Origin of the sequence: Ancylobacter crimeensis (assembly GCF_023016805.1) — a bacterium.
Classification (GTDB): Bacteria; Pseudomonadota; Alphaproteobacteria; order Rhizobiales; family Xanthobacteraceae; genus Ancylobacter; species Ancylobacter crimeensis.
Window position 1 is genome coordinate 14,319 of sequence record NZ_JALKCH010000014.1, and the last position, 19,956, is coordinate 34,274.

Annotated in this window: 17 protein-coding genes; 5 read left to right on the forward strand and 12 right to left on the reverse strand. The window is 63.7% G+C overall.

The annotated features are described in order from the left end of the window. Positions 1 to 10 precede the first annotated feature (10 nt). Positions 11 to 505, forward strand: coding sequence for a hypothetical protein (locus MWN34_RS17595; RefSeq protein WP_247030617.1), 495 nt, complete (start codon positions 11 to 13; stop codon positions 503 to 505). A gap of 278 nt (positions 506 to 783) precedes the next feature. On the opposite strand, the gene MWN34_RS17600 is transcribed toward MWN34_RS17595, so the two are convergent. Together MWN34_RS17600 and MWN34_RS17605 are read right to left on the reverse strand one after the other, a co-directional pair. Then, on the reverse strand, positions 784 to 1,365 hold the full coding sequence (locus MWN34_RS17600; protein WP_247030618.1) for an NAD(P)H-dependent oxidoreductase: 582 nt from the start codon (positions 1,363 to 1,365) through the stop codon (positions 784 to 786). Positions 1,366 to 1,466: 101 nt separating this feature from the next. Then, a complete protein-coding gene (locus MWN34_RS17605) occupies positions 1,467 to 3,140 on the reverse strand; it encodes a SulP family inorganic anion transporter (protein ID WP_247030619.1) in 1,674 nt (557 codons plus the stop codon). A 200-nt stretch (positions 3,141 to 3,340) separates the two neighbouring features. On the opposite strand from MWN34_RS17605, the gene MWN34_RS17610 reads away from it, so the two are divergent. Next, positions 3,341 to 3,898, forward strand: a complete 558-nt coding sequence (locus MWN34_RS17610; RefSeq protein ID WP_247030620.1) for a hypothetical protein — start codon at positions 3,341 to 3,343, stop codon at positions 3,896 to 3,898. Between the two features lie 12 nt (positions 3,899 to 3,910). Here the strand turns inward: MWN34_RS17610 and MWN34_RS17615 are convergent, their stop codons facing one another. From MWN34_RS17615 to MWN34_RS17660, 10 genes are all read right to left on the reverse strand, one after another. Further along, the gene (locus MWN34_RS17615) at positions 3,911 to 4,816 is read right to left on the reverse strand and encodes a DUF2950 domain-containing protein (RefSeq protein WP_247030621.1); all 906 of its coding nucleotides are present in this window, start codon (positions 4,814 to 4,816) and stop codon (positions 3,911 to 3,913) included. A gap of 10 nt (positions 4,817 to 4,826) precedes the next feature. After that, entirely contained in the window at positions 4,827 to 6,146 is a 1,320-nt protein-coding gene (locus tag MWN34_RS17620) for a DUF3300 domain-containing protein (RefSeq protein WP_247030622.1), read from the reverse strand. Positions 6,147 to 6,180: 34 nt separating this feature from the next. Next, positions 6,181 to 7,416 (reverse strand): HlyD family secretion protein, encoded by a 1,236-nt coding sequence (locus tag MWN34_RS17625; RefSeq protein ID WP_247030623.1) that lies wholly within the window; start codon positions 7,414 to 7,416, stop codon positions 6,181 to 6,183. Beyond that, positions 7,409 to 7,852, reverse strand: coding sequence for a hypothetical protein (locus tag MWN34_RS17630; RefSeq protein WP_247030624.1), 444 nt, complete (start codon positions 7,850 to 7,852; stop codon positions 7,409 to 7,411). The genes MWN34_RS17625 and MWN34_RS17630 overlap by 8 nt, the downstream gene beginning before the upstream one ends. Before the next feature lie 33 nt (positions 7,853 to 7,885). Then, entirely contained in the window at positions 7,886 to 8,371 is a 486-nt protein-coding gene (locus tag MWN34_RS17635) for a hypothetical protein (protein WP_247030625.1), read from the reverse strand. Between the two features lie 39 nt (positions 8,372 to 8,410). Next, on the reverse strand, positions 8,411 to 9,229 hold the full coding sequence (gene ppk2 / locus MWN34_RS17640; RefSeq protein ID WP_247030626.1) for a polyphosphate kinase 2: 819 nt from the start codon (positions 9,227 to 9,229) through the stop codon (positions 8,411 to 8,413). Positions 9,230 to 9,407: 178 nt separating this feature from the next. Continuing rightward, entirely contained in the window at positions 9,408 to 11,093 is a 1,686-nt protein-coding gene (aspT, locus tag MWN34_RS17645) for an aspartate-alanine antiporter (RefSeq protein ID WP_247030627.1), read from the reverse strand. A 28-nt stretch (positions 11,094 to 11,121) separates the two neighbouring features. Then, positions 11,122 to 12,822: an aspartate:alanine exchanger family transporter gene (locus MWN34_RS17650; protein WP_247030628.1), complete on the reverse strand. Its 1,701-nt coding sequence runs from the start codon at positions 12,820 to 12,822 to the stop codon at positions 11,122 to 11,124. Positions 12,823 to 12,831: 9 nt separating this feature from the next. After that, entirely contained in the window at positions 12,832 to 15,561 is a 2,730-nt protein-coding gene (locus tag MWN34_RS17655) for a decarboxylase (protein ID WP_247030629.1), read from the reverse strand. A gap of 136 nt (positions 15,562 to 15,697) precedes the next feature. After that, on the reverse strand, positions 15,698 to 16,684 hold the full coding sequence (locus MWN34_RS17660; RefSeq protein ID WP_247030630.1) for a hypothetical protein: 987 nt from the start codon (positions 16,682 to 16,684) through the stop codon (positions 15,698 to 15,700). 238 nt (positions 16,685 to 16,922) lie between these two features. Here MWN34_RS17660 and MWN34_RS17665 point away from each other — a divergent pair, with 238 nt between their 5' ends. The 3 genes from MWN34_RS17665 to MWN34_RS17675 all read left to right on the forward strand — a co-directional run bounded on the left by MWN34_RS17665 (position 16,923) and on the right by MWN34_RS17675 (position 19,948). Beyond that, positions 16,923 to 18,827, forward strand: a complete 1,905-nt coding sequence (locus MWN34_RS17665; protein ID WP_247030631.1) for a sensor histidine kinase — start codon at positions 16,923 to 16,925, stop codon at positions 18,825 to 18,827. Next, a complete protein-coding gene (locus MWN34_RS17670; RefSeq protein ID WP_247030632.1) occupies positions 18,824 to 19,450 on the forward strand; it encodes a response regulator transcription factor in 627 nt (208 codons plus the stop codon). Before MWN34_RS17665 ends, MWN34_RS17670 begins: the two co-directional genes overlap by 4 nt. Before the next feature lie 126 nt (positions 19,451 to 19,576). Continuing rightward, complete coding sequence (locus tag MWN34_RS17675) at positions 19,577 to 19,948, forward strand: response regulator transcription factor (protein WP_247030633.1); 372 nt, start codon at positions 19,577 to 19,579, stop codon at positions 19,946 to 19,948. Positions 19,949 to 19,956: the final 8 nt, after the last annotated feature.

The window sequence follows — 19,956 nt, forward strand, 5'->3', positions numbered from 1 at the left end:
AGAGGTTCGCATGAAGGAAGTTCGGGGTGTCCTGAAGCGCATCGGCGCCAAGGAGGGCGACATGATCGTCAATACGCAGGCCAATAGCGCCGTCGGCAATGTGCGCGTGTCGGGCAAGGTCTCGGTGATCGAGATCGGCGACACGGTGTTGCGCGATGTCGGCTGCACGCGGGACATCTACGACCTGCTCGATATCGGCAAGGAGGCGATCCTCTACGTCCACTTCAACAATTTTCGCAAGCCGATCATCCTCGGCGTCGCCTATCCCGGGCAGAGGCGCGGCTTCGTGGTGCCGCTGATGGCCGTGATCGCCAACACCATCATGTCGCTGTTCCTGTACCCGATCATCTTCATCATTCTTGGTCTGGTCCTGAGCGGGCTCAGCACCCTGCTCGGCGCCCTCGTCGCGATCGGCGGCATCGGCTTCACGATCTACGGCGTCTTCAACCTTATCCGGGGCTACATGCAGGCCTCCGCCGGCGTGCGGGCGCTGCGACCGGCATGAGCACCGCCGCCGCGAGGCGGTGGATTACCCAACTGCCGTCGGTCACCTGGATGATGCCGGCATCAACCGCCGCGACGTGAAGGTGATCGCGGCGTCTTCCTTCCGTTTCCAAGCATCCATGAGGAATGTGCGCGTCTTGCGGAAGGCGGGACGCAGGGTTCGATCGAGCGAGGAGCGCCCCAGACCTCGGCCAGCGCACCCTGCCCCAGATCCCGGAGATCGTCGGGTTGGCTGAAAACCCGGGACGCGACCGCCATGCTCCCGCTCGACCGGCGGCATCACGCCGCTTCGATGATCCGCTCGGGTTCGGTGATCCGGCCCGCCAGCGCCTGCCCGGCCTCGCGCACCAGTCGCTCGAAGCGCTGTGCCGGCGCACCCTCGGCGATGAGGCCGTCCTTGAACTCCCGCTCGGTAAAGAAGATTCCGGTACCGAGCGGCTGCGCCTGGAAGAAGGCGAAAAGCGGCCGCAACTGATGCTCGATCACCAGCGCATGGCGGTCGCTGCCGCCCGTCGCCAGCAGCGCCACCGGCACCCCGTCGAGGCCGCGATAATCGAGCAGATCGACGAAGTGCTTGAACAGCCCCGAATACGACCCCTTGTAGACCGGAGAACCGACGACGAGCAGATCGGCCGTCTCCACGGCGCGCAGAGCCGCCTCCTCCTCCGGGCCGGCGCCCGCGCGGTCACGCAGGAGACCGATGCCGGACAAAGCGGCGATGTCGACGATCCGGCTCTGTGCCTCCAGCCCCCGTCGCAGCGCGGCCTCGGAGATGCGGCGGGTGGCGAGTTGCACCAGCGACAGGGTGCGCGAAGGCGTGGAAAGCCCACCGCTCAGTCCGACGATATTGATGCCTGGCATGATCCCTCCAACGCGATGAGGAACGCAGCCTGACAGAAGATACCTGATTTGTCTATCTATATAGTATTCTATTAGCGAGACAGAGGTGTTCCGGCCTTATGCTAAGAACCGTGTTCCGGAGCGGGAGCGCGCAGAATGTCCTCAAGGTCTTCAAACACCATGTCAGGTCCGATGGCCTCCAGAACCCCGGCACGGCGCAGGATGTCCATCGGCTCCCTGTGAAGCTCGGCAATGCCGAGCAGGATGCCCTGGGCAGCAAGGTCGTTTCTCAGTTCGCCCAGCATCGTGGCCGCGGTGGAATCCATCTGGGCGATGGCACTGGCGTCGAGGATGAACCAGCGGCTATCGGCGGGAAGACCGGAGGCGACGTTCTTCAGCCGCTGACGGACGTGGTCGACATTGAAGAAGAGCAAGCTGCCCTGGACCATGAACACCGCAATGCCCGGCAGAGGCCGGGCTGCGGGCGTGCGATGCAACTTGTAGAAGCCCTGCCGACCGGGACAGCGGCCCAGCATGGCGTCTCGCGGGCGCATTTCCTTTAGAAGCACATAGGCCAGCGTCGCCACGATGGCCACGATCACGCCGCTCAAAACGCCAAGGCTCAGGACGCCCCAGAGCGCGATCAAGGCAAAGACGAACTCCATCCGGCTGATCCGCCAGAGTTCGGCAAAGCCATCCAGATCGATGAGCCCAAGCGCCGCGGCAACGAGGATGGCACCGAGCGCCGGAACGGGGAGAATACGGACAGCCTCGTTGAGATAGAGCAGCATCACGGCAAGACTGAAAGCGGCGACCAGCCCGACGCATTGCGAGCGCCCTCCCACCGATAGATTCACCGCCGTGCGGGAATCGGCGACCGTAACGGGAAAGCCGCTGAAGAGACCCGTGGCGATATTGGCCGCGCCGAGCCCCACCAACTCGGCGTCGGGATCGACTTCGAACCGAGCCCGCGCGCCGAAGCTGCGTGCCGCGACGATGCCGGATCCGAAGCTGACGAGCCAAACCGCCGCCGCCCCGAGCAGGATATCGCGGACCGAAAGATCGGCGGGATGGGGAATGGAAGGGACGGGGAAGCCTTGTGGAATTGGCCCCACGACCTTGATGCCCATGGCGTCGAAGTCGAAGAGCCACGAGGCCAGCACCGCGAGGATCACGACCACCAGAGGCCCTGGGATGGGCGATTTCCACCGCCCGAGCAGCAGGAGCAGTGTCAGCAGCGAAACGCCGAGGGCGACCGACGGCCAATGGATGCCCTTCGCCTTGGCGATCAGTTCGAGGATCGGCGGAACGAGGCCGTCGGACTGGATAGTCAGGCCGGTGAAGCGGCCGATCTGACCGACCATGATCGAGAGCGACACACCGCTGATGAAGCCGAGCAGGATAGGCTTCGACAGGAAGGCTGCTACCACCCCGAAATGAAAACGGCCGGCGACGAGACACATCACGCCGACCACGAGCGCCAGCAACGAGGCCGCCGCCACCCGATCCGGCCCGCCGGCGAAGGACATGGTGGCCAACACAGCCGCAAGCACCGTCATTGTGGCGGCGTCGGGACCGACGATGATTTGCCGCGAAGGTCCCAGCAGCGCATAGCCGAGCAACGCGAACAGGGCGGAATAGATGCCCACTTCCGGCGGCAGGCCGGCAATGGCGGGATATGCGATCGCGCTCGGCACGGACACGGTCGCAACGGCAAGGCCCGCCGGGATCTCGGCACGAAGCCCGGCAATACTCGAACCGGAAAAACCCTTCAGAAGCGGCAACTCCTTACGCATCTGAAAAACTCCGGCCTATAAATATATATCTCGTATAAACTGAAATATTATTTATGTTATTTCTATATTTTACTCGCGAAAACGCAATTCGGGAGATTGGAATGCACGACTCCATAAAATCTCCGCGAACGGAACTTAGAACGCCGAAGGCAGCCGCAGTTGCGGGGATTGTGTTCTCGGCTCTGCTCGTTCCGATACTCGTGCTGCTCCGCACCGCGGTGCCCGCCGATCCGCTCGAACCCGGCCGCTGGCTGAAGACGGGGCGCGAGGATGTCACCCTGGCGCTGAACCTGATGCCATTCGCGGGGCTTGCGTTCCTCTGGTTCGTCGGCGTGCTGCGTGATCGACTTGCCGAAAAGGAGGATCGTTTCTTCGCAACAGTGTTCCTCGGCAGCGCCGTGCTGCTGCTGGCCGTGCTGTTCGTCTCCGCCGCGATCATCGGCGCCCTTCTGCTGGTCAGCACGGCTGGGGCGGACGATTTCGCCGGGACGACCACGTTCCACATCGCACGCGCCACGATCTTCATCCTGGTGAATGTCTATGCTCTCAAGCTCGCCGGCATGTTCATGATCTCCACATCCACGGTCGTCATCTACACGCGCATCGCACCGCGGGGGATCGCAATCGTGGGCTATCTGTTCGCCCTGGTCCTGCTGTTCGGCAGCTCGCTGGTTTCCTGGGCTTTCATCCTGCTGCCGGCATGGGTGCTTCTCCTGAGCCTCCACATCGTGATCGAGACCTTCCGTCGGCCGGCATAAGCGGGTTTGACCCTATTCCTCGACCGGCCTCCACCCGGCGCCGGGGTCGAAGCTGTCGATCCCGGAGACCCGATGCGCGGTATCCGGGCCGAGATTGATCTCGTGGACATCTCCATTCTGGCCGCACAGGAAGGTCATCACCCCCGTCTCACCCCATTTCGCGGGATAGGCGAGCATCGCGAAGCCTGCGAGCAGTCGGCCCTTGACCATGTAGTCATAGGCGCCTCCGGGGGCATGCGGCCCCTGGCGGGTCAGGATACGGTAGACGTAGCCGTTGAACGCCGAAGATGTGCGCTCGCCGGCCTCGCGCGCCGCGTCGGCAAGGCCCTCGCCGAGCGGGCTGCGGTCGTCCGGCGTTTGCGGCGGCCAATAGAGGCCATCATGGCGTCCAGGCTGGCTCATGAAACGACGGGCATATTGCGCGACCGGCTCATCGTCGTGCAACGCGCCGAAATATTCGTGCTGCGCGGCGACGAAATCCGCGCAGACCCCGATCGCGGTGAGTTCGTTGCGCCCCACCGCGCGGTCGATGATCTCCTGCTGCCCGGCCACGAGGTCGAACGACCATCCGGCCTCGGTCTGCTTCAGCGGAATCGGAAAGCGCCAGCCGATCTTGCCGAACACCAGCACCTTCTCGCCGCCTTCGCCGTCGACGACATCCACCCAACCCGCCGCCAGATTGAGGAAGACCTCGCGGCGGAATGCATCGGTCTGTGAATCACCGGAACTGAGCAAGGAGCGCCCTTTGGGGCCGAAGATCCGGTCGAGTGCGCCCTCGCCCGCACGTGCACCCTCGACAAGCGCGGACGCTGCGGCTTCGGGCGAGGGAAAATGCTCCTGAGCGGATGCCGGTCCACGCCCGAACAACAGACTGCCCGCCAGCAGCCCCGCATGAAAGATCCAATGACGCTTCGACATGGCTGCCTCCTCAGCGTCCACGTCCGCCGCCGCGACCGCCGCCCCCCCCGCCACCCCGCGGCACGGGCGGGCGGCTGATGGATTGCCGGCTCGCCGCGCCCCGATGGCCATAGGACGCGGCTCGGCCACCAGCCCGGATGTCGTTGAAGGCATCCGGCCGTGGCCGGGCCCGGGCGGGTGGCCGGTTGGCAACCGGAGCCCTGGGTTGCGGCCTTGGCTGGGCTGCGGGCTTCTGGGTCGGCCTCTGCGCCGGCTTGCCGGCCGAAGGCCGGGATGCACCGTCCGGCCGCCCGGCTGCCGTCCCGTCGCGACGCGGCGGCGGCGCGGCGCCCGGAACGTTCGGACGACCTCCGGATGCAGGGCGATCCAATCCCGCGGCCCCGCCGGGCCGGGCGGCATCCGGTCGTCTGCCCGCCGCACCGGCAAGACCCGGCTTGCTCCCCTGGCCGGGATGGTAGCGGCCGGGATCCGGCCGCCATGGGCGTGCATCGCCACCGCCGTTCACGCCGGGCGGTCGCTGGCCGGGAGGTGGTCGTTGGCCGGGAGGGGGTGGGTGATGGCCGAGATAGCCGGGCCAGGGCGGTGGATAGACCCAGCCGCGGCCCCAATCCCACGCACTGTCCAGGACACCTCCGACAATGACCCCGGCCCCAAACCCGATCACCCCTGTACCAACCGTGGAAAGGCCGTCGCCATAGACCACATCGGGATCGTAGCTCGGCACGTAAATGGTGCCAGGCTCGTTGGATTCGATAACGATGTACTGGGTCTCACCCTCGGTCTGCGTCGTGACCACCTGCTGCTGCGTGGTCTTGAGAGCTCCGCTCCCCTTGGCCTGCTGGCGCAGAGCCTGAATCGCATCGGCCACATCCTTGGGCTGGTTCACGAAGGCATCCCCGATATCGCTGGTAGCGTCGAGATCATCGTTCAGCTTCGCGATCACGTCGGGAAAGCGCGCTAGGGCCTTTACCGCCGGATCCCAGGACTGGGAATCGACACCGGAAAAATCGCCGGCGGCGACGGCGGCCTTGTTCTTTTCGATCCAGCGCGAAGCCTGGACGATCTCGATCGGATAGGCGCTGACCGGCAGCACCTGCGCGAGCAGCTCGTCGGGGTAGAGTGCGTAAGGCGCGAGCAGCTTGCGCAGTTCCTCGGCCGTGAAGACGGACGGTGCCCGTGCAACGGTGCCGGCCTGCTTTTCCGCGGCCGGCGCTTCAACGGTATCGGGAGCCGCGCTCTGGGCCGTTGCCTTCCCCGACCCGCCGACGCCGAGAGAAATGACGAAGGCAAAGGCGGTGACCACACTCGCCGCTATCCTCCCGTCACCCATACTCGCCTCCCCGCCCCTGCACATGTCCCATCGTTCAATGACCCCCGCTGAAGACGAGGGTCTCGATCGGCAGAATGAGCGCCTGGATGCGCAGCAACAGGGCATGCACCAGCGCAACGGTGTCGACGACGTGCAGATAGGTCGCCCTCAAGATGCCGACGTCGCCGGACGCGATGAGGGCGTGATTGTCGGAATAGGCGTTCGCCACGCAGCTCGAGCCGGGCGGCACGTCATCGAGCCCACCCGCATAGAGCGGCTCGAGGAACACCGTGATGGTGCCGGGCTGCTGCACCTGCTGGGCATCGAGAAGCTGTTCGCCGGCACGGAATTGTCCCGCCGCGATGAAGCCCTGCACCTTGGTGACCACCATGGGTATGATGGTGAAGGGCTTGGAGATGCAGGTCGCCTCCGCCACCATGCCGGGCCTCATGATCTGCGCTTCGATCTGGCCGAAGCCGGCGATGAGCCGGTTGCGACCGATGCCATCCGGAATAAGTACGCCGGCCGGGCGCGCCAGCGGATTGACGATATCGCCGACCTGCAGCGCGAACTGTTCGACCCGCCCGCTGACGCCGGCGCGGACGACCATCTTGGCGATTTCGACCTCCGCCTCCGCCAGTGCCGCCGCCGCGCTCGCGCGCTGGGCCGGCAGCAATGTGTCGAGCCGGGCCTTAGCGCTCTCTCTCGCCGCGTCGGCGGATGCGACCGCGCCCGTGCGCTGGTCAACGACATTCTGCAGCCGCTCCATCTCCCGCTTCGTGACCACGTCCGCGTTGCGCCGAAACAGCTCCTGCTTGGTGGCGAGTTCATCGTTCGCCTGCTGCAGCGCCTCGCGGGCCTGCGTAACCCCGCCTTCGGCAGCAGCGACGTCGGACCGCGCCGCCACCATCGCGGCATCGGCTTCCGCGATCCGGCGGCGCGCGCTTTCCGCAGCGGCCTCCTGGCGCGAACTGTCCAGTCGGAAGATCGGCTTGCCGGCCTCGACATGGTCCGTCTGGCCTACATAGATCTCGGCCACCCGCCCGATGGTTTCCGGCGCGATCGGGATCGTGCGGAAATAGGCAGTCACGTTTCCGGTCGCCGGGTGATTGTAGAAGATGATGGTGATGAGCCCGACCGTGAGCATCAGGCAGGATACGATGCCGTATCGCAGCTCGTACCAGACCGAGTAGATGTTGATCTCGTATCCGAACCGCTTGCCCTGCCAATAGCGGCGATAGAGATAGTCCGGCAGAACGGTCAGCATCGAGCAGAGCAGAAGCTCAAGCATGCTCGCCTTCCCCGATTGCGCGCGGGACGTGCCCGGTACCGGATGCGTGCGCGGATGAGAGGTCTGCCCGATCACCCGGCGCCGGCGGTGGCGGCAGGCCAGCCACGGCTTCCGACGCGCGGGCGATGCGGTTCAGCGGTGTGCCGAAATCGGGCAGGTCGATGAAGGCGAGCAGCAAGGCCGCCACCCAGAACAGGTGCACATGGGTGAAGAGGGCGAGCAGGCACAGAACGCCGACGATCTCAAGCTGCAGCTTCTGGCTGCGATGGGCCATGCGCTCGGGCAGCGAATGCAGATAAAGGAAGAACACGCCGGCAAACAGCACGGCGCCGATCAACGTCAAGGCGGCGATGATCATGAGGATGTCGGCATCGCCGGGCGCCGTTATGAAGAAGGGCAGATGTTCCGGCGGGGCCGGATTGATTGCGGGTGTCATGAAATGCTCCCTCGAAATGGCACGCCGTTGCGGCTAGTTCCCCCAGGAGAGGAACATGCCGACATCGCCGGGCATGCCGTTCGGCCACTCGACGATCATGGCGGATAGCCTGTAGCCGGCGGGCTTCAGCCGCTCCTGCCAGAGTTCGAAGGCCTGGCGCGGCCGCCCTGTGAGGGTTTCGGGCCAATGGGCCTGCGTGTTGTTGATAGCCCGCCCGTGGTCGGTGCACAGACTGACCGGAAAGCGCATCACCATGATCTCGGTGTCGCCGCGCTCGGCGGCCATCTTGAGCTTGGCCAGCAGGTTTCTGGTGATTTCGTGGACCTTCTCCGGGGTCAGCGCGATGGGCGTCGCGAGTTGCTTTTCCAACTCCTTCCGTGCCTTCTGCGCCGCATCCATGGTGTCGACCGCCTCATGCGCCCGAACGGCCGCGATCTTGTCCATGTAGCCCCGCAGATCCGTTGCGGACATGAAGCTCTCGTCGCCCAATTCGGTCTGGGCTTTCGCCGCATCGCTCATCTTCTTCCTCCCTTGCAGATCGCGACCGGATATCCCGGCTCAGAACACCGCCGGCACATGATGCATGACGTCTTCCGGCTCGACATAACCATGGGGCTTCTGTCGCTTTGGCAGGGTGATCTTTTCCGACTTTGGTTTTTCATAAGGAATTTTCGACAAAAGGTGCGTGATGATGTTGAGACGCGCCTTCTTCTTGTCATTTGAGTCGGCGACATACCATGGCGCCCAGTCGCTGTCGGATGCCACAAACATCGCATCACGGGCCCGCGAATAGTCGTACCAGCGACTATAGGACCTGAGATCCATCGGCGAGAGCTTCCACGACTTGCGCGGATCGCTCATCCGGCTTTCGATGCGCCGCGTCTGCTCATCCGGAGTGACCTCGAGCCAGTATTTCAGCAGTACGACGCCGGATTCGGCGATCACGCGCTCGACCGAGGAAATACCTGCAAGAAACTTCTCGGCCTGATCTTCCGTGCAGAAACCCATCACGCGCTCGACGCCGGCCCTGTTGTACCAACTGCGGTCGAAGATGACGACTTCGCCTGCCGCGGGAAGATGAGGCAGGTAACGCTGCGAATACATCTGGCTCTTCTCGCGCTCGGTTGGTGCCGGCAGCGCCACGACACGGAAGACACGCGGACTGACGCGTTCCATGATGGCCTTGATCGTGCCGCCCTTTCCCGCTCCGTCACGTCCTTCGAAGATGATGCAGATCTTGGCGCCGGTCGCGCAGACCCATTCCTGCAAAGCCACCAGTTCGCCGTGAAGACGCCGCAGCTCCTCCTCATACGCCTTGCGGGAGAGCTTCTGCCCTGCGGGCCGCTGCTCCTCCACGGATTTCCGTTGCTTGCCCATGATACCATCTCTTGCCGATGATGAACGCCAATGGTGCGCCGGCTCCGGTCGACGGTGGGGATCGTGCGTGCCGGCCATATGATCGCACGGCATCAAGATCTCCGGGCGTATCATACTGTAGGTTACGGAGCGCCTGCTCTATCCGATCGATGCAGGTGCCCCTTTCGAAGATGTTCGCTCACGACCCGGTGGTGGCCACGATGATCGTCCCCCACAAGGTGAGCAGAATCTGCGCAATCGGATAGGCGGGCGTGTACCCCAGAACCGCCACCGGGCTCTTCGAGCGATCCTGAACGGCCGCCATGGCCGCCGTCATCGTCAATGCACCGGCAACTCCGCCAAGCAGGAGGATAGGATTCATGCGCAATACGTAGCGACCGAAATAAAGACCCACCAGAAGAGGCGTAAGCGTCACCACCGCTCCCCCGATCAGAAGGCTGATCCCGACCTCGCGGATCGCCGACAGGAAGACCGGCCCGGCGTGAAGTCCGGTGAGCGCGACGAAGGCGGCGAGACCAAGCGAGGTCATCAGCGACACCGCGCTATCGGGAATGCGGCCGAAGAGCGGATATGTGGTGCGCAGATGCCCCACCACGAGACCTGCCATCAGCGCCCCGACGCTGGTACCGAGCGACACTAAGATACCGCCGATTGGGATCTGGATGAGCGCGCCGACGAGACCGCCCAGAAAGATGGCAAAGCCCAGCGTCACGAAGTCCGTCGCCGTTGTGCTGGTGATCAGCGAGCCGAGCTCGCCGGCAGCCCGCGTCACCACCCCCTCGGGACCCACAATGGTCAGGATGTCGCCCCGCTGCAGGACCAGATCGGGGATCAGCGGCAGCTCGGCACCTCCCCGCGTGACCGAACGCAGGTAGAGATAGCGAGCCCACTCCTCCTGTGACGCATCCAGCACCGTCATGCCGTGGCGCCGCGTCAGCAGCACGTCGCTGATCAGGAAAGGGAACTCAAGAAGCGTTCGGTCCTCCACCTCTTCTGCTTCCGCGCCGAGCAACTGGACAATGGCCTCGCGACGCCCGCTCACCGCCACGACATCACCGATCGCGAGACGCAGATCGGGTGTGGCGTCTCGCGTGGCGCCGCCACGATTGACGCGCAGGATGAACAGGCGGCTGTCCGGAACCAGATGCTCGGCCTCGATGACCGTCTTGCCTGCGGCCCGGCCGCCTTCCACGACGCGATAGGCCCGGAATTCGAACTGCCGATAACCGGATACCGTATCTGCAAGCGGACGTTTGATGCCCAGCGCTTTTTCGAGCTTGCCAGCCTCCGCCTGCAAATCGATGCCGAGCAGGCGCGGCGCGGCGGCACTGCAGAACCAGATCGCACCCGCGGCTCCGAAGAGATAGCAGACGGCATCGGCGACAGCGACGTGGGCGATGAGCAGGGCCCTCTCGGGCTCGCTAATTGGCAGGGAACCGATGGCCTCCGTTGCGGTGCCCATCGCCGGGCTCTGGGTCAGGGCTCCCGACAGCAGCCCCGCCGCGAAGCCGGCATCCAGATGGAGCAGGCGGGCCACGACGAGAGCGGTGAACAGGCCGGTGACGGTACACACCAGGGCAAGCGCCACCGACCTCAATCCGTCCTTCCGGAGGGTCGGCAGAAATTGCGGACCTACCGAATATCCGATGCCGAACAAGAACAGCAGGAAGAGAAAGGCCTTCGTCATGGCCGAGATCGGCACCTCGGCGAATTGGCCGATCAGAATGCCCGCGAACAGCGATCCCGTGACCGGCCCGAACGAAAACCCTCCGAACCTCATGGACCCGATCAGATAGCCCATCGCAATGGTGAGGTAGAGTGCGAGCTCGGGATATCTGACGAGGAAGGACGCGACAGCGGCCATCTGGGAAGACTCCGGACGCGGCGGCAGATCAGCCGGCGAGGACCATGGCGAAATAGCCGAACACGGTCAGCAGAACACCCGACACCGCGTATCCGACCGGGAATCCGATCCAGGGCACGTTGGACTGGATCTCCACCGTCGCCTCGCGGCAGGGGCCGCTATGGCTGCGCGCACCGGCGACACCCCCCATCAGCACGGCCGGATTGATGCGGAATATGTGATAGCCGATCGCCCACACGACAAAGGGCGGGATCGAACAGGCGAGGAAACCGATCACGAAGATCTTCAGTGCGATCGCGCCGGTCAACTGCGAGAGCAGGGATGCGCCCGCATTGATGCCGACGATCGACACGAAGACCACCAGACCGAGATCCTCAAGCACGTTGCGCGCCGCCGTGGGCGTGTTCCCAAAGAAGCGCAGCCGCGCCACGATCGAGGACACGATCACGCCCGACACCAGAAGGCCACCGGCATTGCCGAGCCCAACCGACGCGCCAAAGGCCGGGAACTCGATGGATCCGATCAGGAAACCGAGGATCATGCCGAAGGAGAGCGTCAAAAGATCGGTCGCGGTGGATGGACGCACGATGCGCCCCACCAGGCCGCCCACCTGCTGGACCGCACTCTTCAGGCCGATGACCGACACGATGTCCATGCGCTGCAGCCTGGTGTCGTTGCCGACCGGCAGCGGCACGCCACCGCGCTCGACGCTGGTCACCTGCAGTTGGTCCACGCCGGGAAGGGCACGCAGCTCCGCCTGCGACATGCGGGTGACGTCCCTGTTGGCCACCACGATCTCGGCGCGATCGAGCGGCACGTCCAATGCGAGGCGGTCGGCGACCTCCGGCCCGATCAGGCCCATTTTCTCCATCATGGCCTCGCGTCGGCCACCAATCGCGATGATGTCGCCGCGCTTGAACGTCACGTCGTCGGCCAGATCCACGACGCCGCCATCGCGGACCAGATTGACGACGCGGTACTCGGGATTCGCCCGCACGAGATCCTGCAGGGAACGTCCCACCAGAGCCTCGTTCTCCAGGCGATAGGCGCGCAGGGAGCCCGGCCGCCAGCCTGTCAGCACGGGCCCGTCGCCGCTCGCAACGCCGTGCTCCTTCTCATAGGCCCGTGCCGCCTCGGCCGCGTCGACCCCCCACCATTTCGGCAGATATTTGGTGATGAGGATGATGCCGACCGTACCCCAGATATAGGTAATGCCGTAGGACACCGCAATCATGGCGGTCGCCTGTTGGGCGGTCGAGCCCGGCGGCAGGGTGACGACACCGCTGGTCACGGCCTGCTCCGCCGACCCGATGGCCGCCGACATTGTCATGGCGCCGGCAAGCATTCCGCCCGCGGCACCCACCGGCAGGCCGAACATCTTCGCGCCGAGGACGACGATGGCGAGACCGATGACGGAGCTGACAACGGCCAAGAACGTAAACTTCAGGCCGTCACCGCCCAGGCTGTTGATGAAGGAAGGACCGACACGCAGGCCCACCCCGTACATGAACAGATAGTAGAAGAGGCTTTTGGCGAAGTTATCGATCGCGAGCTTGATGTCGTAGGTCGACGCCACGATTGCAAGGCCGGCTCCGATGACGATCGCGGCGGCCACCATGCCGAGCCCGTAGCCGCCGATCGACTGGCGGCCGAGCCAGACCGCAAGACCAACCGTCAGGAACAGAAGGATGAACGGATTGACCGCAAGCCACTGGAAGAAAGACTGCATGTGATCCTCCTATGCCCGTGCTTTCGCAGCGATGACATCCGGCTGGAGCAGTTTCAGCCCCTTTGTCCGCTCGTAGCCGTGGATTTCCTTGACATCGAGCTTGCGCATGAAGTCGATGGTCTCTGCAGTGATCACCTGGCCCGGGACCATGATCGGAAAGCCGGGGGGATAGGGGATCACGAAGTTCGCGGAAACCATCTCAGGCCCTTCTTTCAGTCGTCGGTCGCATTCCTCCGAAAAGAGGGGGACATATTCGGTGGCCGCCCGGTCATAACCTCCGTAGAAGGCCATCCTCATATCCCCCTCGGGCGTGAGATCTCCGGCATCGCGGCGAAATACTTCGTGGAAACGGCTGAAATTCGGCAGATCCGGCACATCCGTCATCAACGACTTGACGCGATTCCCGAAGGCCTCGCGGCTCGGTCCGCCGTTTCGTGCGAGGCGCTCTTCGATGTCCTTGCTGATCTCCAGCAAAACCCGGATGAGATGCGCAACGTCGCTCCGCGTATTGTTGATGTTCGACTGCAGGAGAACCGAATTGCGCGATGTCTTGTTCAACTGGATATCGTAAGTATTGGCCAGCAACGCCTTGAATTCGGTGCCGTCGAACCCCGCCAGGCCGCACACGAGCGTCATACGAGTGGGATCGAGGCAGAATTCGTCCTCGTGCATGCTGCGGACCTGATCGACCCAGGTCATGCCGGGATCGAGGAAGTCCGTGAAGCCGCTGCTCCGGTATTCGGGCGGCACCATCTGGTCCGCGCCGAGCACGCGGAAATATTTCGAGATGAGCGGATGACCATTCACCTCGCGCCGGATGTCGAGCGCGATCTCGATGGCATTCGCGACCAGCCCGTACCCCTCGAGTTCCATCTGCCGCCGCGCAATGTCGAGGCTGGCGATGAGCTGCTGGTTCGGGCTGGTCGAGGCATGGGTGAAGACGGCCTCGCGGAACTGCGTCTCCACCGAGGGAAAGTCCACATCCTTGACCAGAACCATGGAACCTTGCCGAAGTGCCGACATCGATTTGTGGGTGGAGTTGGTCTGATAGACGCGGAGACGGATCTGCCGCGGATCGGGAATCAGTCGCATCGCGAGCAGATCCTCCCGTCTCGGCGAGGGTCGGAGTTCCTGCTGCTGGCGCTCATACTGGGTGATGGCTTCGGGGGTCTTCATCCAGTTCTCGATCTCCCCGGCGGCGCCCATTGCCGTGCGGGCGCGCAAGAACGGCGAGAACCGCGCGAAGCCGAACCATGCCTCGTCCCATAGGAAGATCAGGTCCGGCTTTATCGCCAGACACTCTTCCATCACGCGGCGCGTATTGTAGATGTGACCGTCGAAGGTGCAGTTCGTCAGATCGACGATCTTGAGACGATCGAGCCGACTCTCCTCCTTCAGGTCAAGCAGAGCTTTCTTGATGCTGGCGAGCGGAACCGCGCCATACATCGAATACTCGACCATCGGAAAGGCTTCGACATACAGAGGCTGGCCGCCGGCGAGCACCAGGCCGTAATGGTGCGATTTGTGGCAGTTGCGATCGAGGATCACGATGTCACCTGGCGCGACCAGCGCCTGATGCACCATCTTGTTCGAGGTGCTGGTGCCGTTGGTCACAAAGAACACCCGGTCGGCGCCGAAGGCACGCGCCGCCATTTCCTGGGCTTCCTTGATGGTGCCGGTCGGCTCCAGCAGGCTGTCGAGCCCACCAGTCGTCGCGCTGCTTTCGGCAAGCAGAAGATTGAGGCCGTAGAATTCGCCCATGTCGCGGATCCAGTCCGATCGCAGGATGGATTTGCCGCGCGCCAGGGGCAGGGCGTGGAATGTGCTGATCGGGCGCCGGGCGTATTTCTTGAGGTTGTCGAAGAAGGGCGTGCGGTAACGGCCAGCGACCCCTTCCAGCACGGTCAGATGAAGTTCCAGCAGTTCCTCGACCGAATAGAGCACGCGACGTATCGCGCTGGACCTGTCATCGCCGGCGAGCTTTTCGACCTGGCGGTCCGCCAGCAGGTAGATGTCGAGTTCCGGCCGGATGCGCTTCAGCGCGTCCGCCAGGGCGAGCGGGCGATCATCCCGCGCAACATGCTGCGCCCCGAAGCCGATGGCATCAAGGAAGCTGCGCAGGAGAGGCGTTTCGTACACCGATGTCTGGCCGAATCCTTCATACAGCGTCACCGCCGCGATCGACGGATTGATGATGATGGCGCAGATGGCATCCTCGAAGGAGGAAACCTGTACCGCCTCGTAGATGAAGTCGTCTTCAGTCCGACGCAGCCGCCGCATCTCGTCGATCAGCCGGTTGCTGCGCATCGATGCCTCCGGCGTGACCAGCAGCATCTCGAAATAGGGCCGCTCGCCTCCGCCCTGGATCGGGGTGTCGACGGTGGATTCATCGAGCTGGACGGTGAGGTCGTCGCTCTCCCAATCGGCGGCGCTGTGCTTGTACTGCCGTGTGATGATCGAGCGCGAAATGCGCCGCGCGAGCTCCGCGAATGCACTCGGCACGCCCATATGGAGGGACTCGCGCAGACTCGCCATAAGCCGGCGGCCGGGGAATGCGTGAAAATTCTCGATGGATCCGAGCGCATCCAGAGCCTGGACGACCCCGGAGCTATCCGCCTCTCCTCTCGCCCAATCTCCGGCGATCCCTGTGAGATCCCGCCACCGGTCCGCGCGGGCTGCCGGCATGGAAAAGAAGTGGTCGATGCGCTGTTGTTCCGTGGAGGACTGGGCAGTCGTCATGGTACGCCCCTATCGCGTTCGGCGTTGGTTCAGGCGTGCGGCACCCTACGCCCGGCGGCTACTGCCGGGGCAAAAAATAGATCCGACGCTGATCTTGGAAGATACGTCCGATAAATATCAATAAGCGCAGTGTATCTTACGGTATTTTCGGAAATAACCGCGAACGATCGCGGATGTAACTCAGGGATGCTACCCCGCGTACCGCATGATCATTTTCTTGATCCTGTGCAGGTGCCGCTTGTTCACGATACGAGCCGATCCGTTCGACCAGCTCGTCGGGCGTGGGAAGGGCCTGCACGATGCAATGCGCCAACGCATCACGGGCATGAAGCAGGCCTCCGGGACAGATGGAGCGCTGAAAGCTGCAGCCCCAGAGCACCCTTCCCGGACCGGCGTGGAGCAGGACGGCCTTCACCTCCATCGTCCTGTCGGAGACGATTCGACTGCCCGTGAGCACGAGATCGGCCCCGGCATCCGAGCCCTGTCTTGGCGTGGGCCACGTGCGCACCCATTCTCCAACGCCTGCGTCGATGACGCCGAGCCGCGGGTATCGGCTGAGGCCGATCATGAGCTGATAGGCGAGCCCGAGGTCATGGGCATGTAGTCGCGTCTCATCTCCTTCGATCGCGAATGGCCCCACGACGATCGAGGCGAGGGTTGCGTCACAGGATGGCGCAAAGGCCATAGCGGGCGCCGTGTCCGAGACGTTGCGTGGTGCCTCCTGGAAATCCGGGACATATCCACCCTTAGGCAGCGCAATCCTCACGCCGTTTTCGCGACCTTCCGTCAGATAGAATCGCTCGAGCGCCCGGCGCAAACGCTGCGCTTCCATGCGAACCACGGGATCGATCTGGGGATTGAAGTCCATGCCCCGGCCGAAGACGCTCGTGGCGATGACATAGGCCTTGATGCGATCACCTCGACCGGCCAGCGTTTCCTCCACGACATAGCGCAGAAATCGACGGTTTCTCTCGGATGCATCGAAAGCCGGGGAAGAATTGATCCGGCGCAACTCGTCCCTGACACCATGTGCAAAAGCAGACTCGATGCAGGTCGATCGTTTGCGCGCATCCAATATGTCGGCTTCGTACCCGTCTGCGAGATCGTTATTGCCGTTTTGCATGCTTCCCGCCCTCCAGGGTATTGACCGGCGCCTCTCGAAAGATGTCCGGCTTATTGACATTCCCCACAGTGACAGCGAGCCTAATCCTCGGGAGGAATGCCTTGTATTGAACATTTAGGCCTTGTACCGAGGGACAATGTCTCGAAGGACCCGCGATGTTCGATACTCCGGCAGGCTGGGATACGAATAAGAGTTCTCCAGCAATCAGGCTGGTCTCATGTGGGTAAAGGGGAGCCTTATGTCGTGGCCTGCGCGTGCGCAGGTGCAGCGGTGTTTTGCCCACCGCTTGCTGGAGACGATCTTCCTCGGCGCTCTTTGCGTCCTCTGTGCCGGCCATTCGCTGCCATGCCGCGCAGATCAGGCACCCAGATCCATCCTCGTACTGGAACAATCCGATGTACGAGGACCGTTCTACGCCGCGATCTTCTCCGGACTGCGTTCGATTGTGAACAGCACGGCAAAGGCGCCGGTCACGATCTACGTCGAAAATCTCGATCTCAACAGGTTCAGCGGCGAGGATTACGAACAGAGTCTTCGACAGCACCTGAACGTGAAGTACAAAGACAAGCCGATCGGCGTCCTCGTCTCGGTGGGAGCCGGCGCGCTCGATTACGCGCTTCGCCTCCGCGAAGCCCTCTGGCCCGGCACGCCGCTCGTCTTCAGCTTCATCGACGAGGCGAGCCTTGCGGCACAGACGCTTCCACCCGGCGTGACCGGCCAAACCGTCCGGCTGCGGCTCGAGGACATGGTGACGGCGGCCGCAATCATTGTGCCGGATCTCGCACATGTCGCGCTGGTGGGAGACCGCTTCGACACCCAGCCGGTGTTCAGATCGTTCGGAGCGGAGGCCCGCGGGATCGCGGAAAGGCTGGACGTTATCGACCTTACGGGTCTGCCGATGACCGAACTTCTGGAGCGCGTGGCTCTATTGCCGGAGCGAACCGCCATCCTCTACACCGCGGTCTATTCCGACGGTCGCGGCACCTATTTCACACCCGCCGATGCGATGGCGATGATCGCGGCCAAGGCGAACCGGCCGATCATCGGGCCGGTGGAGAGCTATATCGGCCGCGGCACGACGGGAGGATTCGTGGCCATTCCGACGACGATCGGCGAACAGTCGGGCGCATTGGCGCTCCGGATCATCGACGGCGAGACCCCCTCACTCCCGCCGGTGGCATCGGTGGCGGACCCGACGCCCGTCTTCGACTGGCGCGAACTGCAGCGATGGGGCGTCGACGAGGCCCGGCTGCCGAAAGGAAGCGACATCCGCTTTCGCTCGCCACGCATCTGGCAGGAGTACCCGCTGCAGATCGCCGGCACGATCGCCGTGGTCGTGTTCCAGAGCGGTCTCATCGCGGCGCTTCTTTATGAATATCGCCGCCGGCGGCTTGCCGAGGTCGAAGCCCGCACCCGGCTCGACGAACTGGCACATGTGAACCGCTACGCGATCGCCGGAGAGTTGTCGGCGTCGATCGCTCATCAGGTGAACCAGCCGCTTGGGGCCGTTCTGGCGAATGCAGAGGCCGCCGCACTGCTGCTCGACCGGCCCGTTCCCGACCGCGACGAGATCCGGGAGATTCTCGATGACATCAAGCGGGACGGCCTGCGGGCCAGCGGCGTCATCGCCGGGCTGCGCCGGATGCTCAAGAAGGCGGATTCCGTCCAGCACCATGTCGATCTCAACCAGGTTCTCGACGAAACCTTTCGCTTCGTCGCGGCGAAGGCGGCCGATGCGCATGTCGATCTCGTCCGGGATCCCAGCCCCCGGCCGCTCGTGGTTCACGGCGATCCGGTCCAGCTCCAGCAGGTGGTCCTCAATCTGGCGATCAATGCCATCGAGGCCATCGGCGCCACCAACAGGGGCTCGGGCAAGATCACCGGCCGGGTCCGCTCACCGGAGCCGGGAATCGCGGAACTCTCCATCTCCGATAATGGCCATGGTCTCCCCGACGAAGACAGGCGGCAAATTTTCGAGGCATTCTACTCCAGCAAACCCGACGGCATGGGGATGGGCCTTTCGATCGCACGCACGATCGTCGAACGTCACGGCGGTTCGATCATGGCCGAGAGCAACCCCGGCGGTGGCAGCGTCTTCCTTGTGAAGCTGCCGCTCGGCCGGGAGGGGATGGGAGCGTCATGACAAGACGGGTACACATTATCGACGACGAGGAAACCTTCCGAGTGGCGATCGGCCGGCTGCTGCGTGCGCATGGCTACGACACCGCCGAATATCCCTCTGCAGAGCGCTTCCTTGAACAGGTGAGCGGACGGACCAATGGCTGCATCCTGCTGGATGTCGCCATGCCCGGCCTGTCGGGTCCCGAGCTGCAGGCGCGGCTGAGCGCTGCGAGCATCCATCTGCCGATCGTCTTCCTCACCGGGCATGGCGACGTGCCCACCTCGGTGAGAGCGATCAAGGCGGGCGCCGAGGACTTCCTCGTCAAGCCAATCGCCGGAACGGAACTGATCGAGATCATCGAGAAGGCATTGGCGCGCCACGACAAGCAACATGCGCACCTCGAATGGATCGATGACGCGCGCGCGATGCTCGCAACGCTCACGCCACGCGAGCGCGAAGTGTTCGATCAGGTCGTGCGCGGCAAGCTCAACAAGCAGACGGCGCATCTGCTCGGAATAACGGAGCGCACCATCAAGGCGCATCGGCAACGTATCTTCGACAAGCTGAAGGCGCATACCGTAGCGGAACTGGTATCCTTGGCCGAACGGCTTGGAATTCTTGGTACCGAGGGCGCAGAACGGTAGGCCGCGCATGGGAGCCCTGTCCCTCGGGACGATTTACAGCAACGCCGTGCTCGCCTTATCTGGGAAAAGACGTTCAGGCTTGAACCTCAGTCAGCTCTCATAAGTGATCGGCGGCGCCGGAAAGCAATGCTTGCAGGCAAGCGCATCTATATCGTCGACGACGATAGCGGATTCCTGAAAGGGATCGAGCGCCTGCTGCGCGCCCATGGACTGAGAGCCCGGACCTTCCTCTCCGCGCAGGCGTTCGAGGCGGAAGCCGACCTGAGGGACGCCGCCTGCCTGATCGTCGACGTTCACCTCGGCGACGTATCGGGGATCGACCTGATCCGAAGAATGCTCGCCGGACCCGCCGCCGTTCCCTTTATCGTGGTGACGGGAAACAGCAGCGAAACCACGCGGCTGGCAGCGGCGGCGGCGGGATGCTGCGCCTATCTGGAAAAGCCATTTTCTTCCAAGGCGCTTCTCGATTCCATCCGGTCCGCCATCGAGCTCCACTGATGCCCGCC

What these genes read in the sequence shown, in the direction of transcription:
- MWN34_RS17605 (WP_247030619.1), bottom strand. Translation starts at nt 3,140, where the DNA reads ATGCGTAAGGAGTTGCCGCTTCTGAAGGGTTTTTCCGGTTCGAGTATT.
- MWN34_RS17635 (WP_247030625.1), bottom strand. Translation starts at nt 8,371, where the DNA reads ATGAGCGATGCGGCGAAAGCCCAGACCGAATTGGGCGACGAGAGCTTC.
- ppk2 (WP_247030626.1), bottom strand. Translation starts at nt 9,229, where the DNA reads ATGGGCAAGCAACGGAAATCCGTGGAGGAGCAGCGGCCCGCAGGGCAG.
- aspT (WP_247030627.1), bottom strand. Translation starts at nt 11,093, where the DNA reads ATGGCCGCTGTCGCGTCCTTCCTCGTCAGATATCCCGAGCTCGCACTC.
- MWN34_RS17595 (WP_247030617.1), top strand. Translation starts at nt 11, where the DNA reads ATGAAGGAAGTTCGGGGTGTCCTGAAGCGCATCGGCGCCAAGGAGGGC.
- MWN34_RS17650 (WP_247030628.1), bottom strand. Translation starts at nt 12,822, where the DNA reads ATGCAGTCTTTCTTCCAGTGGCTTGCGGTCAATCCGTTCATCCTTCTG.
- MWN34_RS17630 (WP_247030624.1), bottom strand. Translation starts at nt 7,852, where the DNA reads ATGACACCCGCAATCAATCCGGCCCCGCCGGAACATCTGCCCTTCTTC.
- MWN34_RS17660 (WP_247030630.1), bottom strand. Translation starts at nt 16,684, where the DNA reads ATGCAAAACGGCAATAACGATCTCGCAGACGGGTACGAAGCCGACATA.
- MWN34_RS17600 (WP_247030618.1), bottom strand. Translation starts at nt 1,365, where the DNA reads ATGCCAGGCATCAATATCGTCGGACTGAGCGGTGGGCTTTCCACGCCT.
- MWN34_RS17670 (WP_247030632.1), top strand. Translation starts at nt 18,824, where the DNA reads ATGACAAGACGGGTACACATTATCGACGACGAGGAAACCTTCCGAGTG.
- MWN34_RS17620 (WP_247030622.1), bottom strand. Translation starts at nt 6,146, where the DNA reads ATGGGTGACGGGAGGATAGCGGCGAGTGTGGTCACCGCCTTTGCCTTC.
- MWN34_RS17665 (WP_247030631.1), top strand. Translation starts at nt 16,923, where the DNA reads ATGTCGTGGCCTGCGCGTGCGCAGGTGCAGCGGTGTTTTGCCCACCGC.
- MWN34_RS17625 (WP_247030623.1), bottom strand. Translation starts at nt 7,416, where the DNA reads ATGCTTGAGCTTCTGCTCTGCTCGATGCTGACCGTTCTGCCGGACTAT.
- MWN34_RS17615 (WP_247030621.1), bottom strand. Translation starts at nt 4,816, where the DNA reads ATGTCGAAGCGTCATTGGATCTTTCATGCGGGGCTGCTGGCGGGCAGT.
- MWN34_RS17675 (WP_247030633.1), top strand. Translation starts at nt 19,577, where the DNA reads ATGCTTGCAGGCAAGCGCATCTATATCGTCGACGACGATAGCGGATTC.
- MWN34_RS17655 (WP_247030629.1), bottom strand. Translation starts at nt 15,561, where the DNA reads ATGACGACTGCCCAGTCCTCCACGGAACAACAGCGCATCGACCACTTC.